Below are 16,508 nucleotides of genomic sequence, written 5' to 3'. Positions count from 1 at the left end.
CGGGACTGAAACAGGGAGGAGACCAACATGAAGAAGCTACTGACCACATCGGCGCTCTGCGTGGCGATGCCGCTGGCCGCGATGGCCGCGGACAAGCCCGAGGCGTTGAAGATCGGCATGACAACGTTCCTGACCGGCCCGGCCTCGGTGTTCGGCGTTCCGGCGCGCGATGCGATGAACATCTTTGTCGAGAACCTCAACGCCGAGGGCGGCATCAACGGGGTGCCCATCGAAGTGACCTACATCGACGAGGGCGCCGGCGCCGAGGCGCTGACCTCGGAATACCGCCGCGTGGCGCAGACAGAGGGCGCCGAGGTGATGCTCGCCTCGATCTCCTCGGGCAACTGCCAGACCCTCGCGCCGCTGGCAGAGGACCTGAAGGTGCCGAACCTGATGTGGGACTGCGGCACGCAGCGCATCTTCGAGGAAGGCAGCTATGACTACGTCTTCCGCCCGCAGGGCAACGCGACGTCCGAGATGCTCGCGGCTGTGGCCTACCTCCTGAAGACCCACCCCGATTTCAAGACGATCGCTGTGGTGAACCAGGACTACGCCTGGGGCCGCGACAGCTGGGACATCTTCCACACCGCGCTCGAAGTGATGAAGCCCGACGTGGAAGTGGTGGGCGAGTTCTTTCCCAAGTTTGGCGCGCCGGACTTCTCGACCGAGATTTCGCGCCTGCAGGCGCTGCGTCCGGACGTGGTGCTCTCGACCTCTTGGGGCGGCGATCTCGACACCTTCGTGCAGCAGGCCTTCCAGCGCGGGCTGATGAATACCTCGACCTTCGTGCTGCCGCTGGCCGAAAGCTCGCTCGAGCGTCTCGGCAGCAGCCTGCCCGCAGGCCACATCGTCGGCGCGCGCGGCGATCACTACTTCCTGCACCCCGAGCGCCGCGATGACCCCGACTTCAAAGGGTTCATGGAGCAATACAAGGAAGCAACCGGCGACATCCCCGTCTATTCAGTTTTCCATGCCAGCCAAGCCTTTTCGGCGCTGAAGACCGCTTACGAGAAGGCTATTGCCGACAACGGCGTTGACTGGCCGGACGAGGAGCAGTTGCTGGCGGCGCTCGACGGACTCGAATTTCAGGGCCTCGGCCGCGCGCTGCACCTGCGCGAGGATCACCAGGGCGTCGAGTCACAGCTCATGGGCACCAGCGCGCAGACCGGCGAGTACCCGTTCGCGACGCTCGAGAACATCATGATCTTCGACGGCGAAGGGCTGCTGCCTCCGGTGGGCGAGACTTCGATCGATTGGATCAAGGGCCTCGATGCAAGCTTCGCCGACGCGCTGTCGGTCGAAACCTACGAGAACTGATGCGCTCCCGTCCGGCGCACGCGCCGGACGGGCTCTCGACATGGCCGGCGTTCGTGCTGGGCTGATCTGACGACCCAGGCCGGTTGCCGGCCGATTTGGGCCATTCAGAGCGCCCGGGCGCTCTCCCGCGACACATTCGAACGGCCCACCAACAAGAGGCGGTCTCATGAACCTGACCATCTTCCTGCTCGCGCTTTTCGACGGAATCTCCTACGCGGCGCTGGTCTTCATCGTCGCGCTCGGATTGACCCTGATCTTCGGCGTGATGCGCATCCTGAATGTAGCCCATGGCTCGCTCTACGCGATCGGGGCCTATGCCACGGTCTCGCTGACCGGCTTCTTCCTCGCGCTCGGCTTCGCCCCGGTGTTTGCCTTCCCGCTGATGCTCGTGTCGGCGGTCCTGGTGGGCGTGCTGCTGGGCGGACCAATCGAGTGGCTGCTGCTGCGGCGCATCTACGACAAGCCCGAGGTGCTGCAGCTTCTGGTCACTTTCGCGGTGTTCATGATCCTCGAGGACGTTCAGCGTCTCGTCTGGGGCACGCAGCCCTATTTCCGGGCCAGCGCGCTGCAGGCGCTTGGCAACGTGACGCTCTTTGGCGTGACCTACACGGTCTACCAATTGATCCTGTTGCCGCTGGTCGCGATCGGCCTGCTCTTCGGGCTGCGCTTTTTCCTGCGCCATACGGTGATCGGCAAGCTCATCCTCGCCACCACAGAGGATCGCGAGGCCGCGCAATCCATCGGCATCGATGCCGACCGCGTGTTCCTGTTCACCTTCGTCGTCGGCGCGGTGCTCGCGGGGCTCGGAGGTGCGCTCGCCTCGCCCACCACCTCGATCTTGCCGGGCATGGGCGCAGACATGATCGTGCTGTCCTTCGCCGTGGTCGCCACGGCGGGCTTGGGACAGATTGGCGGCGCGGCGATCGCTGCGCTGATGATCGGCCTGGGGCGGTCCTTCGCCGTCTACGTCTGGCCCGAGGTTGCCGTACTTGTGCCCTATCTCATCATGGTGCTGGTCCTGCTGGTCCGCCCCGAGGGGCTCTTCGGCAGCCCTGTCGCCCGCAAGATCTGAGGACGCGACATGAGCGATATTTCCCAACACTCCACTTCACGGGGCGCCGTCAAATCCGGCGGCATGCCCTCGCTGCGCGCGCTGCTGACGCTTCTGGCGGTGCTGTTGCTGGCAGCGGTGCCCTTCATCGCGCCCTCGATGCAGCTTCTGATCAACCTCGCGCTGGCCAAGGGCATTGCCGTGCTCGGCGTGACCGTGCTGCTGCGGGCTGGCCAGGTGTCTTTCGGACACGCGCTGTTCTTTGGTATCTCGGCCTATGCCGGGGCCTTCCTGATGGCCTCGCTTCCGGCGGCGGACCTTATTCTCGTGCTGATAGCAGGCGTCATCGGCGCGACGCTGAGCGGGCTGCTGGTTGGGCTCTTCGTGGTGCGCTACCGCGGTATCTTCTTCGGAATGCTGAACCTCGCATTCTCGATGATCTTTTGGTCCATCCTCGAGAAGTTCTACCACGTCACCGGCGGCGCCGACGGCATCCGCCTCCCGCGTCCCACGGTGCTGGGCATGGCGCTCGAACGGGCGGGATTCGAGGCGGTGATCTTCTACCTATCGATCGCGCTTATGGTTGTGCTGGGATGGTTCACGCTACGTTGGTTCGCCTCCCCGGTGGGTCAGGTCTTCCAGACAATCAAGACCAACGAGACGCGCCTCGAATACCTCGGGCTCTCGCCCAAGCGCGTACTTCTGTCGGGATACCTGCTGTCGGCGATCCTCTGTGGTGTCGGCGGCTCGCTGATGGCGATGACCCAGGGCGTGGTGACACCGGAATACGTCTGGTGGGTGCGCTCGGCCGAGATGGTCTTCATCGCCGTGCTTGGCGGCGCGGGCTCGGTGCGCGGGGCCTTCATCGGTGCACTGATCTACGAGATCGTGCGGGTCTATGCCTCGGCCTACGCCGGAGACATTTGGCAAATGCTGCTCGGAGCCTTCCTGCTGGTGATAATCCTCTTTGCGCCGGGCGGCATCATGGGCATCGCGGACGGGCTTATGCACCGCGGCGGCAAGAGCCTAACCAGCACGAGGGAGAACGCAGAATGAACGCAATGAACATGCCGAATGCCGCCAAGCCGCCGCTGCTGGAGACGCGCGAGCTGATGATCAAGTTCGGCGGCGTGACCGCGGCCAACAATGTCTCGATGCAGATCGAGGCCGGGCGCAACCTCGCCATCATCGGCCCCAACGGCGCGGGCAAGACAACCTTCCTCAACATCTGCACCGGCTGGCTGAAGCCGCGCTCGGGCAAGGTTTTCCTGGAGGGCGAGGACATCACCCCGCTGCCGCCGCGCAAGATCGTGCGGCGCGGCGTGGCGCGCGCCTTCCAGATCCCGCAGCTGTTCACCGAGCACACCGCGCTCGAGAACCTGCTGATCTCGGCCTCGGCCCGCGAGGGGCTGCGCAACCCGCTGCAGAACCTGCACAACATTCGCCAGCGTGATGAGATGATGCATCTGCTGGATCTGGTGCATTGCACCGATGTGGCGGACCGGGTCGTGGTCGAGCTCTCGGAGGGGCAGCGCAAGCTGATCGACATTGCCGTGGCACTGGCGCTGAAACCGCGTCTGTTGCTGATGGACGAGCCGACCTCGGGCGTGGCCTCGTCGCAAAAACACGAAGTGATGGAGATCCTCGTCGGCGCGCTCGCCGAGGCCGGGGTCACCTCGGTCTTCGTCGAGCACGACATGGGCATCGTCGCCCGCCACGCCGACGAAGTGGCGGTCTGGAACGCTGGCAACGTGCAACTGCGCGGCACGCCGGAAGAGATACTCGAACACCCCGACGTGATCCGGGATGTCATCGGCGAGGAGGTGGCCTGATGCTCGAATTTCGCAATGTGACCGCCTCGATCGGTATCATCGAGATCCTGCGGGACCTGAACTTCCGCATCGATCCGGCCGAAACGCTTGCTCTGATCGGACGCAACGGCGCGGGTAAGACGACGCTGCTGCGCACGATCATGGGCTTCACAAAGGTGCGCGGTGAGCTTCTCTTTGATGGAAAGCCGCTGACTTCGGTGGCGCCACCCAAGCGCCCGGGACTGGGGATCGGCTACTCTCCCGAAGACAGGCGGCTGTTTTCGGCCTTCACCGTCGAGGAGAACATCCTGCTGCCCGCCGATGCGGCTCGGCTCGGCGCCGCGGAGACGAAGCGCCGGCTGGACAAGGTCTACGACATCTTGCCCGAGCTGAAGGAAATGGCGGGACGCCCTGCAGGCAACGTCTCGGGCGGGCAGGGCAAGATGGTCGCCCTTGCCCGGGCGCTCATGCTCGGCACGAAGCTGGTGATGCTGGACGAGCCGTTCCAGGGCCTCGCACCGGCACTGGCCCTGCGCTACGCCGACGCGCTGCGCGCCCTGCGCGACAGCGACCGCAGCATCACCCTCATCATTACTGAATCCAACCCCTCGCTGTTGCGAGGTTTCGCCAGCCGGACGCTGGTCATCGAACGCGGCGAGGTCGGCGAAGGGTCGCTCGATCCGGAAAGGAAAAGTGCATGAAAGACTTCCCTGTTAGCTCGCGCAGCCTCGTGCTGCCGAAACCCCTGAACCTCGTCGGCAACGACTTTCTCCCGGCCGCTTCGGGCACCGAGATGGAGGTGCTTTCGCCGCTCGATGGCCTGCCCTTCACCACGATTGCTGACAGTGGCCTCGAGGACGTTGACGCGGCAGTTGCCGCCGCTCGTGCTGCCTTCGACGGCGGCGCATGGAGCAAGCTCTCGGCGGCGGAACGCGGCCGGCTCATGCTGAAGCTCTCGGCACTGATCCTCGAGCATGCCGAGGAACTGGCGCAGCTCGAGTCCGCCGACAATGGCAAACCCATCGTGCAGGCGCGCGCCGACATGCAAGTGACCGCGCGATACTTCGAATTCTACGGCGGCGCGGCGGACAAGGTGCATGGCGAGATCATCCCCTTCCAGCCCGGCTACAACGTCGAGGTACAGCGCGAGCCGCATGGCGTCACCGGCCACATCATCCCCTGGAACTACCCGGCGCAGATGTTCGGCCGCTCGGTAGCCCCGGCGCTGGCCATGGGCAATGCCACGGTGCTCAAGCCCGCCGAGGACGCCTGCCTCACGGCCCTGCGCATCGGCGAGCTGGCGGTCGAGGCGGGCTTCCCGCCCGGCGCTCTCAACATTGTCACCGGGCGCGGCGATGTCGCCGGCAAGGCGCTGTCTGAGCACCGCGGCATCGACTTCATCTCCTTCACCGGCTCGCCCGAGGTGGGCGTGATGATCCAGACCGCGGCGGCGCGGAACTTCATCGGCTGCACGCTGGAACTGGGCGGCAAGTCGCCGCAGATCCTCTTCGAAGACGCTGATCTCGACGCGGCGATCCCTGTGGTCGTCAAAGCGCTGATCCAGAACGGCGGGCAGACCTGTTCGGCGGGCACGCGGGCGCTGGTGCATCGTAGCCTCTGGGACCGAGTCGTGTCCGAGCTGAAGACCGCCTTCGAGGGCATCGAGGCCAGCGCTTCGGATGAGGCGGCGGTGCTCGGTCCACTGATCTCGGCGAAGCAGAAGCGCCGGGTCGAGGGCTACATCGCAGAGGCCGATGCGCCGCTGATCGCGCGGGGCGGGATCGCGGCGAACGCGCCCGAGGGCGGCTACTACGTTGCCCCCGCCATCTTCGGCCCCTGCGCGCCGGAAGCGCGGATCGCGCAAGAGGAGGTCTTTGGCCCGGTGCTGGCGATGATCCCTTTCGACGACGAGGCCGAGGCCATCCGCATCGCCAATGGCACCGACTACGGGCTGGTCGCGGCAGTCTGGACCAAGGACGGCGCCCGGCAGCAACGTGTCGCCAAGGCGCTGCGCTGCGGGCAGGTATTCATTAACGGCTACGGCGCGGGTGGCGGTGTCGAGCTGCCCTTCGGCGGCATCCGGAAATCCGGCCACGGCCGCGAGAAGGGCTTCGCGGCATTGCTGGAGTTTTCCCACATCAAGACGGTCGTGAACAACCACGGCTGAGCGCCGGGGCTGCAGGACATTGCGACAGGTTTCGCCGGCCCCCGGGGCCGGCCTGAAAGACATGGCTAGGAGAATGAAAGTGAGACTTCAGGGCAAGACAACTATGATCACCGGCGCGGCCTCGGGCTTCGGCAAGGGCATCGCCGAGGTCTATATCCGCGAGGGCGCCAAGGTCGCCGTGGCCGACCTCAACGCCGATGGCGCCCGCGCCGTGGCCGAGGAGCTCGGGCCGAACGCCATCGCGGTCACCTGCGACGTGTCCAAGTCCGACCAGGTCGAGGCGGCGGTGGCGCAGACCAGCGAGGCTTTCGGCAGTCTCGACATTGTGGTCAACAACGCCGGTTGGACCAACCCGAACCGGCCGCTGATGGAAACCGACGAAGAAACTTTCCGGCGGATCTACGACATCAACGTGCTGTCGATCTTCCACATGACCAAGACCTGCGTGCCGCTCTGGCGCAAGCAGGGTGGCGGCGTGATGCTCAATGTCGGATCGGTGGCGGGCATCCGTCCGCGGCCCGGCCTGACATGGTACAACTCGTCCAAGGGCGCGGTGAACATCATGACCAAGTCGCTGGCGGTCGAGCTGGCGCCGGACAAGATCAGGGTCTGCGGAATCGCGCCGGTCATGGGGGTCACCGGGCTGCTCGAACAATTCATGGGCATGCCTGACACCCCAGAAAACCGGCAGAAGTTCCTCGCGACGATCCCCATGGGTCGCTTCTCCGAACCGCGCGACGTCGCCAATGCCGCGCTCTATCTCGGTTCGGACGAGGCGGATTTCATCACCGGCGTGATCCTCGAGGTCGACGGCGGCAGAACTGTCTGATCCGGGATCCCGTCCCGGTACCCCCCAGGCCAGAGGAGAAGACCCATGCCAAGCCGCAAGATGCTCGACGCGACTCGCCAGGCGACGGGGCAGGGGGCGACGCCCGAGACCAGCGTCGTAACGGCCAAGATCCTCGGTGTGCTTGCCTCCGAGGAGGTGCGCCGGGTCATCGACATTGGCTGCGGCAGGGGTGATCTCGCAGCGGCGCTGGTACGTCGCGGCTACGCCGTCACCGGTGTCGACCCGCAGGCAGAAATGCTGGAGATTGCCCGGGGCCGGGCACCGGGGGCCGAGTTTCTGCAGGCGGGGGCCGAGGCCGTCCCCGCGCGTGCGGGCAGCTTCGGCGCGGCGGTTTTTCTGAATTCCCTGCACCATGTTCCGGAGGAGCTGTTGGACGCCGGGCTCGCGGAGGCATGGCGCCTGCTGCGGCCGGGCGGCGTGCTTGTGGTCATCGAGCCGCTGGCTAGGGGCAGCTTCTTCGAGGCGATGCGCCGGGTTGACGACGAAACGGAGGTGCGCACGCAGGCGCGCGCGGCTCTGGATCGCTTCGGTGCTGGTCAGCGCTGCGAGACCGTGGAGGATGTGCAGCTTGACCGGATCAGCCGCTTCGCGTCCGTAGACGCCTTTGTCACCTATCTCTGCGCGGCGGATCCTGCGCGCCGGACCCTCATCGAAGCTGATCCCGAGGCCGTAACCCGGGACTTCCTGCACTGGGCCGAGCCCGCCGGCGACGAGGCGCCCTACCAGCTCACCCAGCCGCACATGGTCCGGGTCCTGCGTAAGCTTCCAGGCTGAACTCAGCCCGCGTTCGCCAGAATGGCGCGGGCGCGCAGGCGCACCGGCTCGTCGACCATGGCGCCATCCACGGCAACCGCCCCGTCCCCCGAGGCCAGCACGCGCGCGGCCCAGTCCCTTTCGGCGGCGGTCGGGGCAAAGCCGATCCGAATCGGTGCGATCTGCCGCGGGTGGATGCAGAGCTTCCCGGTCATGCCGAGGCTGCGGGCATGGCGGCTGTCGTCTTCGGTGATTTCGGGGTCCGAGAGGTCTGTGGTGACACCGTCGATCGGCGCGGCGATCCCGGCGAGGCGCGAGGCGATGGCCAGTTCGAGCCGCACCGAGCGCAGAGTCTCGCGCAGGTGCTCGCAACCGATGTCGGCGCAAAAGTCGATCGACCCAAAGGCGAGGCGTGGCACGTCCGGACAGGCGGCGATCTCGCGCGCGGCGGCAAGCCCGCGCGCGCTTTCGATCAGCGGCAGGATCGGACGGCCCGCCCGCTGCGCGACCTCGGCGACGGCATCCGGGCATTCCGCCTTGGGCAGCATGACTGCGGCAAAGGGCAGGGCGGCGGCGGCCTCGACGTCCGCCGTGTGCCATGGCGTGGCGGCGGGGTTGACCCGGACCAGGACGGGAAGATCGGTGAAATCGCAGGCGAGCGCTGCGCGGGCCGCGTCCTTGGCCTCCACCGCCACGGCGTCCTCGAGGTCGAGGATCACCGCGCAGGCGCCCGAAGCCGCCGCTTTGGCGAAGCGGTCGGGGCGGTTGGCGGGCACAAAGAGCGGGGCGCGGAGCGTCTCGAGGCTTACCATCGGGCGATTGCCTCCATCGCGACGGGCCCATCCGGCCGCGAGGTCCAGAGGCTCATGCCTTCCGCGGTGTCCTGCGCGTTCAGCGTGAAGTCCGCCGTGTCGAAAAGCGGGGACAGACTTCGGAAGCGGAATTCGGAAGGCATCGCGCCACGCAGGTCGGCGGCATATTGGGCCAGCAGCGTCGCCTGCAGCGGGCCGTGCACGATCAGCCCGGGGTAGCCTTCCTCACCGGTGACATAGGGCTGGTCATAGTGGATGCGATGGCCGTTGAAGGTGAGCGCGGAGTAGCGGAACAGGAGTACGGGATCTGCTGCAATCTCCTTGCGGTGCGCGCCGGGCGCGGCGGCGTCGGGCTCGGCCTTTGGCGCTCCGGTATCGACACCGCGATAGACGATGTCCTGGCGCTCGGTGACCGCGGGGCCATCGCCGTCTGAAATCTCGTGCTCGACGGTGACGAAACAGAGCGGGCCGGTGCGGCCACGCTTGAGCACTGCGTCGCGGATGGTCGAAAGCCGCGTAACCGTCGCGCCGAGGCGCAGCGGACGGTGGAAGGTGAAGGCACCGCCGGCCCACATGCGACGGGGCAGCGGAACCGGCGGCAGAAAGCCTCCGCGCGAGGGATGTCCATCCGGGCCGAGTTCGCCTGCGGGCACCGCTGGCTGGGTGAGGCAAAGGTGAATGAGCAGGGGCGCCTCGGCGCCGTCGTCGAGTGGTCCGTTGCGCCCGAAGGTGGCGTTGAAACGTTCGGCAAGCGCAGGCGTCAGAAGTTCCGAGCGGGTCTCGGTCCGGCCGATCCAGCGACGAAGGGCGTCGATGTCGATGTCCGGATCGGTCATGGTTTCGCTCATGCTCAATTCTCCGTCTCGAGATGCGGCGCTGGCAGGCCCGGCACCGGACCGTAGCTGCGGGTTTCTCCGGCAACGCGCGGGGCAGGTGCAGGGTAGGACACCTGCCCGTTGGGCGTGTCGACCTCGATGCGCCGCAGGTGGGGATGGGTTGAAAGCCCTGCCATATCGTTCACCGATGCCATGGCCACATCCGCCCTGTCCAGCGCGGCCATAGCCTCGTCGTGGCTCATCCGGGCGAAGGCCTCGGCGACGAGGCCATCGGTCTCGGAACGGTTTGCCACCCGCGCAACGTTGGTGGCAAAGCGCGGATCGCGTCCAAGCTCGGGGCGCTGCAGGAAGTGCTCGCACAGCATCCGCCATTCCCTGTCGCTCTGGATCGAGATGAGAATGAGCTGGCCGTCGCGGGTCTCGAAGGCGCTGTAGGGCGAGATCGAAGGATGCGCCATACCGACGCGGCGCGGGGTCTTGCCGCCCTCGTGGTTGAGCAGCGGCACGGTCATCCATTCCGCCATGACGTCGAACATGGAGATGGTGATCGCCGTGCCCTTTCCGGTGATCCCTCGCGCGATCAGCGCCTCGAGAATGGCGGCATGGGCGGTGGCGCCGGTGGCGACATCGACGATGGACATGCCCACGCGCGCTGGTTCTGACGGGCCGCCGGTGATCGAGCAGAGCCCCGACTCCGCCTGGATCAGCAGGTCGTAGGCCTTGCGGTCTGCCATGGGACCACCCTCGCCATAGCCGGTGATCGAGCAGGTTATCAGCTTCGGGTAGTCGCGGGCGAGGCGCTCGGGCGTAAAGCCCAGTCGCCCAAGCGCGCCGCGCTTGAGGTTCTGGACCAGCACGTCGGCATCCTTGAGTAGCCGCGCCAGTTCCGCGCGCCCGCCATCGGACCGCAGGTCGAGCGCGACCGAGGTCTTGCCGCGATTGAGCCAGACGAAATAGCTCGATTGCCCCGCTGCGACGGCATCGTAGCCGCGCGCGAAGTCGCCCTCGGGACGTTCGATCTTGATCACCTCGGCGCCGGCATCGGCAAGACGCGAGGTGGCGAAAGGTGCCGCCACCGCCTGCTCGACGGCAACGACCTTGAGGCCGGCAAGGGGGAGGGTCATCAGAAGCTCCGCGGCAGGCCGAGCACGTGCTCGGCGACGTAGGACAGGATGAGGTTGGTCGAGATCGGCGCGACCTGATAGAGGCGCGTTTCGCGGAACTTGCGCTCGACGTCGTACTCGCAGGCGAAGCCGAAGCCGCCGTGGAACTGGATGCAGGCGTTGGCCGCCTCCCAGCTGGCCTTCGCTGCGAGATACTTGGCCATGTTGGCCTCGGCGCCGCAGGGCTTGCCCTCGTCGAAGAGAGCGCAGGCCTTGTAGCGCATGAGGTTGGCGGCCTCGACCTCGATATAGCTTTCCGCGATGGGGAACTGCACGCCCTGGTTCTGACCGATGGGACGGCCGAAGACGGTGCGCTCGCCGACGTATTTCGCAACCCGGTCGATGAACCAGTAGCCGTCACCGATGCATTCTGCCGCGATCAGCGTGCGCTCGGCGTTGAGCCCGGTGAGGATGTACTTGAAGCCCTTGCCCTCTTCGCCGATCAGGTTCTCCTCGGGGATCTCGAGGTTGTCGAAGAAGAGTTCATTGGTCTCGTGGTTGACCATGTTGGGGATCGGGCGGACCTCCATGCCCGAGCCCATCGCCTCCTTGATGTCGACGAGGAAGATCGACAGCCCCTCGGATTTCTTCTTCACCTCCGAGAGAGGCGTGGTGCGGGCGAGCAGGATCATCAGGTCGGAGTGCTGCACCCGGCTGATCCAAACCTTCTGCCCGTTGATCACATAGCGGTCGCCCTTCTTGACGGCGGTGGTCTTGATCTTGGTGGTGTCGGTGCCGGTGGTCGGCTCGGTCACCCCCATGGATTGCAGGCGCAGCTCGCCCGAGGCCAGCTTGGGCAGGATGCGGCGGCGCTGCTCCTCGGAACCATGCCGCACGAGCGTGTTCATGTTGTACATCTGGCCGTGGCAGGCGCCGGAGTTGCCGCCGGCGCGGTTGATCTCCTCCATGATCACCGAGGCCTCGGTCAGCCCCAGTCCCGAGCCGCCGTATTCCTCGGGGATCAGCGCGGCCATCCAGCCCGCTTTGGTCAGTGCGTCGACGAACTCTTCCGGATAGCCGCGGGTCTCGTCGATCTTGCGGTGGTACTCGTCGGGAAACTGGGCGCAGAGCGCGCGCACTGCGTCGCGAATGTCCTGAAAATCTTCTTCAACGTGCTGAAGCAACGCGCTCTCCTTCCGTCGGCTTTACCTGCGCCCAGGGGCGCTTTGGTCTGCAGACTGCCGCATCGCGGCGGATCAGCGGAAATACGGGTTTGTCATGGGGGCCATATGCTCAGTCTATGGCCCCTCCGGTTGACGCGCGGAGGGCCGGTTCAGCTTTCGGCAGGCGCGGGGGCCCGGCGCCAGCGCGCCGGGCCGAGCCGGTGCACCGACTGCCCGGTGCTGTCCACCGCCACTGTCACCGGCATATCACGGATCTCGAACTCGCGGACCGCCTCCATGCCGAGGTCCTCGAAGGTAACCATGCGTGCGCCCCGGATCGCCCGCGATACTAAAACCGCCGCGCCGCCCACGGCGATGAGGTAGGTCGCGCCGGCTGCAGCGATGCGCTCGACTGCATCGGGCCCGCGCTCTGCCTTGCCGATCATCGACAGCAGCCCCTGATCGAGCATCATCTGCGTGTAGCTGTCCATCCGGGTCGAGGTGGTCGGCCCGGCGGGGCCCACCACCTCGGAGCCGACCGGATCGACCGGCCCGACGTAGTAAATAACCCGGCCCCGCAGTGATAAGGGTAACGTCTCACCCCGCGTGAGGATCTCGCTGATACGCCGGTGAGCGGCATCGCGCCCCGTGAGGATGTGCCCGCTCAGTAGCAGCGTCTCTCCGGGCTGCCACTGGGCCATTTCCTCCTTGGTCAGCGTGTCGACATTCACCCGGCGCAGGATCCTGTCAGACGCGCTGCCGTCGATCTCGGGCCAAAGCGAGAGGTCGGGTGGATCAAGGTAGACCGGCCCCTCGCCGGTGAGCGTCACCTTGGCGTGCCGGTTTGCCGCGCATTGCGGCATCAGCGCCACCGGCTTCGATGCGGCATGGGTCGGGTAGGATGTGACCTTCACGTCGACCACCGTGGTCAGCCCGCCGAGCCCCTGCGCGCCGATCCCCAGGGCGTTGATCCGCCGGTAGAGTTCGACCCTCAACTCCTCCTCGGGTGTTGCGGGGTCGCGCTCCAGCAGATCGTGCATGTCGATCTCGTCCATCAGCGCGCGCTTGGCAAGCAGCATGGCCTTCTCGGCGCTCCCGCCAACACCGACCGAGATCACCCCGGGTGGGCACCAGCCCGCGCCCAAGCCCTCGACGGTCTCGACAACCCAGTCGGCGACCGAGGCGGCGGGATTGAGCATGGCATAGCGCGCCTTGTTTTCCGAACCGCCGCCCTTCGCGGCCACCATCAGTTCGAGCCTGTCGCCAAGACAGCTCTCCACGTGTGTCACGGCCGGGGTGTTGTCGCGGGTGTTGCGGCGGGCGAAGATCGGGTCGGCCACCATCGAAGCGCGCAGCGGATTGCCCTCGTCGAGATAGGCAAGGCGGACGCCTTCGTTGATATACTCCTCCAATGTCCGGTCGCCGGAGATCGTCGCCGACTGACCGAGGCGCGCAAAGACCGTCACCATTCCGGTGTCCTGGCAGACCGGGCGGTGGCCGAGCGCCGCCATCCGCGCGCTTTGCAGGATCTGGCCGATCGCGTCCCGTGCCGCGGGACTCTCCTCATTCCGATAAGCCTCGGTGAGGCGCTGCATGTAGTCCGGCGCATGGTAAACCGCGATGTACTGAAGCGCTGCGCGGATCGTTTCGGTGATGTCCTCGCCTCGGATCGTGGTCATGGTGTCTCCCTCCCTCACGCGCGCAAGGATGCAGCACGTCACAGATATTTGCGAGTGCGCCGGCCAGAGCGGAATCCTATTGCCGCGTGAAGTGCATCCAATGGGCGGTCGTGAGCGATACGTTTCTTGGCTATCGCCTCGAACGACCCAGCTTGAGGAGTTTGGCTGAAGGCTACGTGTGGCTTATTTCTAAGGACGGCGGCCCGACGAGGCGATGTCGGCAACCAGCGCACACGTCCGGCTGCTGGGCGATCACCTCTAGCATTTCATCGCGACGATCCCGCCGCATCTTCAGGGTTGATCTTGGTTGGACGGCGCTCCGGGAGCGGGCCTCGGCCTCGCGTCGCCCGACAGTCGGAGAATGTTTTGCAGTTCGCGATAACGTGCGGCGACCATGGCCTGTTGTTCCATAGTTCGACCTTAACCGAAGCTTTCAAGGACTGGCCTACTGCACGCTCTGATGCAAGACAGGGGTAGGGGGTGCCGTCGGCTGTCCGCCCTTCAGCAGAAAACCATCTCGTCCACAGATCTGAAGAAGTCGAAATCCTCGACTGAGGTGACGCCAGCGAGTGGCCTAGGATAAATGCTAATGCATGGTCGGCCTTCGATCTGCTGGGATGACGACCTCGGGTGCCGGTACCCGGTATCCGAGAGCGCTATGCAGCCGTTCCATATTGTAGTGCTTTCGCCAATCTTAGATGACGACTTGCGCCTCTCCCAGCTAGCAAAGAAATCTAACGTTGAGAAGCGCATGGGCTGCCGATGTCATTGCGAGGAAACCAGCAGCGTATGACTAGCTTTCCGTTTCTGAGACGCCGTCTTGTCTCAGTTTCCGCTGCCGCTCAAACTCGACGAGCGGCAGTATTCCGTTCCGCGCGTGGCGAGTGTTCAGTGCAGCACCTCAGGGCTATCATCGCTGCTTATGGTCCTATTGATATATTGTTTTTCCTAAATGCGACCGACTGGCGCTACCCTTTTGTGAAGGCCGCGAGACCTGCGCGCCAAGCTAGCGATAGGAAAGACAAACGTGGCGAGGCATATCGTCTGCATCACCAAGAATGGCACCAACCCGGCCTATGAGGGCGCGCGTGTCGGGGCCCGCCGCATTGCCGAGGCTGTCGGATGCGATATGACTTCGCTATACCCCGAAACGCCCGATGATGCGGTGGAACAGACGCAGCTCTTGAAAGAGGCGTTGGCACTGGCGCCCGATGCAATCATGATCTCGGTAGCAGATCCGAAGGCTCTGGACCCCTTGCTCACGCTGGCGAAAGAGCGGGGAATTCCCGTCGTCTCTTTCGTTAGCCGCTCGACATTGGTGGCGCCCGATTGCTTTGTCACCTCGGACAATTTCACCCTAGCGCAGGCAATCGCGCGCCGACTTTTCGCCGAGATTGGCGGCTTCGGCTCTGTCGCGATCATAGAGGGCAACCCGGCTTCAGAAACCAGCGCGCCGCGCACTGAGGGGTTTCTCGCTGCCATGTCAAATGCGCCCGGCATCCGTCTCGCGGGACGGGCGGTGGGTTACTACCAGAGAGAGCCGGCGCAACAGGCCATGTCCGGGCTGCTCAACGGTGGTGGCGGCATGGACGGCGTGCTCGTGGCCAATGATTTCATGGCGCTCGGGGTGATTGATGCGCTGCGCGATGCTGGGCTGGAGGTGCCGGTCGTCAGCGTCAACGCGATGCCCCAGGCGGTCATCGCGCTGCGCTCGGGAGAGTTGCTGGCCACGGCTGCCTTCGACGCGATGAAGATCGCCTGCGCGGGGACGTTGGCGACCCTGCGGCTGCTCGAGGGGCAGCCGGTGCCGCGGCAGATCACGCTTCCGGTCGACATCGTTGACCGCACGAATTGTGCCCCTTGGGGAGAGGGGTACGAAGACCGGCCGCTGCCGAATTGGCAGGAGGTCATGGCCGCCACATAGGCGGGCACATAATAGGGAGGAGCACATGAATATTTTCAGGAGCGTTGCCGCGGCAGCGATTAGTCTCGTCGTGGCCACGGCGGCGACAGCACAGGACACCCGTGACTATCTTGTCGCAACTGCCGGAACCGGCGGGTCCTTTTATCCGGTGGGCGTCGGCATCGCGACGCTGGTCAAGCTCAAGCTCGGCACCCGGGAGGAGAACAAGATCAACCTTTCTGCCCTGACGTCGCAGGGGTCCTACGACAACGTCAACATCCTCTCGGACGGGCGCGCGCAGTTTGGCATCATCCAATCGCTGATGACCGACTTCGGATATCACGGAACCAATGATTTCGACGGCTCGCCGCGAGACAACCTGCGCGCGGTCAGCGCGCTTATGTTCAACACCAATCAATTCATCACTTTCAACGACAAGGCCCCCACCGGCACAATCAGCGACATCCTTGGACTCGAGGGGCAGAAGGTTGTGCTCGGGGCGAAAAATTCAGGTGGCTTGCTCGAATACCGCATGTTCATCCAGAAGCTCGGAGCGCCCAAAGGCGAGGGGTTCTTCGACGAGAGCTACATGGGCTTCCGCCAGCGCGCAGAGGCGCTGATCAACGGCAATCTCGACGGCATCAACCTCACTTCGGGTGTGCCCAATTCCTCGGTGACGCTGGCAATGTCTAGCCTGCAGGGCAAGGTCAAGCTTCTGGGTTTCAGCGACGAAGAACTTGCGAAGGTGACCGACGGCACGGTCTGGGGGCCCTATACGATCCCGGCGGGCACCTACCCGGGGCAGGACGAGACCGTGCAGACGGTAGCGCAGCCCAACCTTTTGGTGTCCACGGCTGACGTGCCCGAAGACGTGGTCTACGACATCACCAAGGCGATGTATGAAAACCTGCCGTTCCTGCAGAGCGTGCACGGATCGCTCAAGGACATGACGCCCGAGAACGCGATGAAGGGAGTCACCATCCCGCTGCATCCCGGCGCCGTGCGCTACTACGAGGAAATGGGACTGACGATCCCGGATCATCTGCTGCCGTCGTGACGCGGC

Annotated in this window: 15 protein-coding genes and 1 pseudogene; 10 read left to right on the top strand and 6 right to left on the bottom strand. The window is 65.3% G+C overall.

The genetic code is table 11. The features are described 5' to 3' along the window. The first annotated feature begins 27 nt into the window (after nucleotides 1–27). From LC039_RS15980 to LC039_RS15945, 8 genes are all read left to right on the top strand, one after another. Complete coding sequence (locus tag LC039_RS15980; RefSeq protein ID WP_226626242.1) at nucleotides 28–1,317, top strand: ABC transporter substrate-binding protein; 1,290 nt, start codon at nucleotides 28–30, stop codon at nucleotides 1,315–1,317. 166 nt (nucleotides 1,318–1,483) lie between these two features. Beyond that, a complete protein-coding gene (locus LC039_RS15975; RefSeq protein WP_226626241.1) occupies nucleotides 1,484–2,389 on the top strand; it encodes a branched-chain amino acid ABC transporter permease in 906 nt (301 codons plus the stop codon). A gap of 9 nt (nucleotides 2,390–2,398) precedes the next feature. Continuing rightward, complete coding sequence (locus tag LC039_RS15970; protein WP_226626238.1) at nucleotides 2,399–3,424, top strand: branched-chain amino acid ABC transporter permease; 1,026 nt, start codon at nucleotides 2,399–2,401, stop codon at nucleotides 3,422–3,424. After that, nucleotides 3,421–4,200 (top strand): ABC transporter ATP-binding protein, encoded by a 780-nt coding sequence (locus LC039_RS15965; RefSeq protein ID WP_226626235.1) that lies wholly within the window; start codon nucleotides 3,421–3,423, stop codon nucleotides 4,198–4,200. The genes LC039_RS15970 and LC039_RS15965 overlap by 4 nt, the downstream gene beginning before the upstream one ends. Continuing rightward, nucleotides 4,200–4,880 carry an ABC transporter ATP-binding protein gene (locus LC039_RS15960; RefSeq protein ID WP_226626232.1) on the top strand — a complete coding sequence of 227 codons (681 nt, stop codon included), beginning with the start codon at nucleotides 4,200–4,202 and terminating at the stop codon, nucleotides 4,878–4,880. The genes LC039_RS15965 and LC039_RS15960 overlap by 1 nt, the downstream gene beginning before the upstream one ends. Continuing rightward, nucleotides 4,877–6,346 (top strand): aldehyde dehydrogenase family protein, encoded by a 1,470-nt coding sequence (locus LC039_RS15955; RefSeq protein ID WP_226626230.1) that lies wholly within the window; start codon nucleotides 4,877–4,879, stop codon nucleotides 6,344–6,346. Before LC039_RS15960 ends, LC039_RS15955 begins: the two co-directional genes overlap by 4 nt. A gap of 79 nt (nucleotides 6,347–6,425) precedes the next feature. Beyond that, the gene (locus tag LC039_RS15950) at nucleotides 6,426–7,175 is read left to right on the top strand and encodes an SDR family oxidoreductase (RefSeq protein ID WP_226626613.1); all 750 of its coding nucleotides are present in this window, start codon (nucleotides 6,426–6,428) and stop codon (nucleotides 7,173–7,175) included. 45 nt (nucleotides 7,176–7,220) lie between these two features. Next, a complete protein-coding gene (locus tag LC039_RS15945) occupies nucleotides 7,221–7,970 on the top strand; it encodes a class I SAM-dependent methyltransferase (protein WP_226626228.1) in 750 nt (249 codons plus the stop codon). 2 nt (nucleotides 7,971–7,972) lie between these two features. Here LC039_RS15945 and LC039_RS15940 read toward each other — a convergent pair whose 3' ends face one another. The 6 genes and pseudogenes from LC039_RS15940 to LC039_RS15915 all read right to left on the bottom strand — a co-directional run. Further along, nucleotides 7,973–8,761: an HpcH/HpaI aldolase/citrate lyase family protein gene (locus LC039_RS15940; protein ID WP_226626225.1), complete on the bottom strand. Its 789-nt coding sequence runs from the start codon at nucleotides 8,759–8,761 to the stop codon at nucleotides 7,973–7,975. Then, nucleotides 8,755–9,609: a MaoC family dehydratase N-terminal domain-containing protein gene (locus LC039_RS15935; RefSeq protein WP_226626222.1), complete on the bottom strand. Its 855-nt coding sequence runs from the start codon at nucleotides 9,607–9,609 to the stop codon at nucleotides 8,755–8,757. Before LC039_RS15935 ends, LC039_RS15940 begins: the two co-directional genes overlap by 7 nt. 2 nt (nucleotides 9,610–9,611) lie before the next feature. Then, complete coding sequence (locus LC039_RS15930; protein WP_226626219.1) at nucleotides 9,612–10,721, bottom strand: CaiB/BaiF CoA transferase family protein; 1,110 nt, start codon at nucleotides 10,719–10,721, stop codon at nucleotides 9,612–9,614. Beyond that, nucleotides 10,721–11,884: an acyl-CoA dehydrogenase family protein gene (locus LC039_RS15925; RefSeq protein WP_226626217.1), complete on the bottom strand. Its 1,164-nt coding sequence runs from the start codon at nucleotides 11,882–11,884 to the stop codon at nucleotides 10,721–10,723. The genes LC039_RS15930 and LC039_RS15925 overlap by 1 nt, the downstream gene beginning before the upstream one ends. A gap of 149 nt (nucleotides 11,885–12,033) precedes the next feature. Continuing rightward, on the bottom strand, nucleotides 12,034–13,542 hold the full coding sequence (locus LC039_RS15920) for a fumarate hydratase (protein ID WP_226626215.1): 1,509 nt from the start codon (nucleotides 13,540–13,542) through the stop codon (nucleotides 12,034–12,036). 586 nt (nucleotides 13,543–14,128) lie between these two features. Then, a pseudogene (locus LC039_RS15915) lies at nucleotides 14,129–14,263 on the bottom strand (integrase core domain-containing protein); the annotation flags it as partial. Nucleotides 14,264–14,569: 306 nt separating this feature from the next. Here LC039_RS15915 and LC039_RS15910 point away from each other — a divergent pair. Further along, nucleotides 14,570–15,466, top strand: a complete 897-nt coding sequence (locus LC039_RS15910; protein WP_226626213.1) for a sugar ABC transporter substrate-binding protein — start codon at nucleotides 14,570–14,572, stop codon at nucleotides 15,464–15,466. 25 nt (nucleotides 15,467–15,491) lie between these two features. Next, nucleotides 15,492–16,502 (top strand): TAXI family TRAP transporter solute-binding subunit, encoded by a 1,011-nt coding sequence (locus LC039_RS15905; RefSeq protein WP_226626212.1) that lies wholly within the window; start codon nucleotides 15,492–15,494, stop codon nucleotides 16,500–16,502. Nucleotides 16,503–16,508: the final 6 nt, after the last annotated feature.

Source organism: Alloyangia pacifica, from assembly GCF_020524285.1.
In the GTDB taxonomy this organism is placed as follows: Bacteria; Pseudomonadota; Alphaproteobacteria; order Rhodobacterales; family Rhodobacteraceae; genus Salipiger; species Salipiger pacificus_B.
Note: the sequence above shows the minus strand (reverse complement) of the source record. Positions and strands in the feature narration are given on the sequence as shown.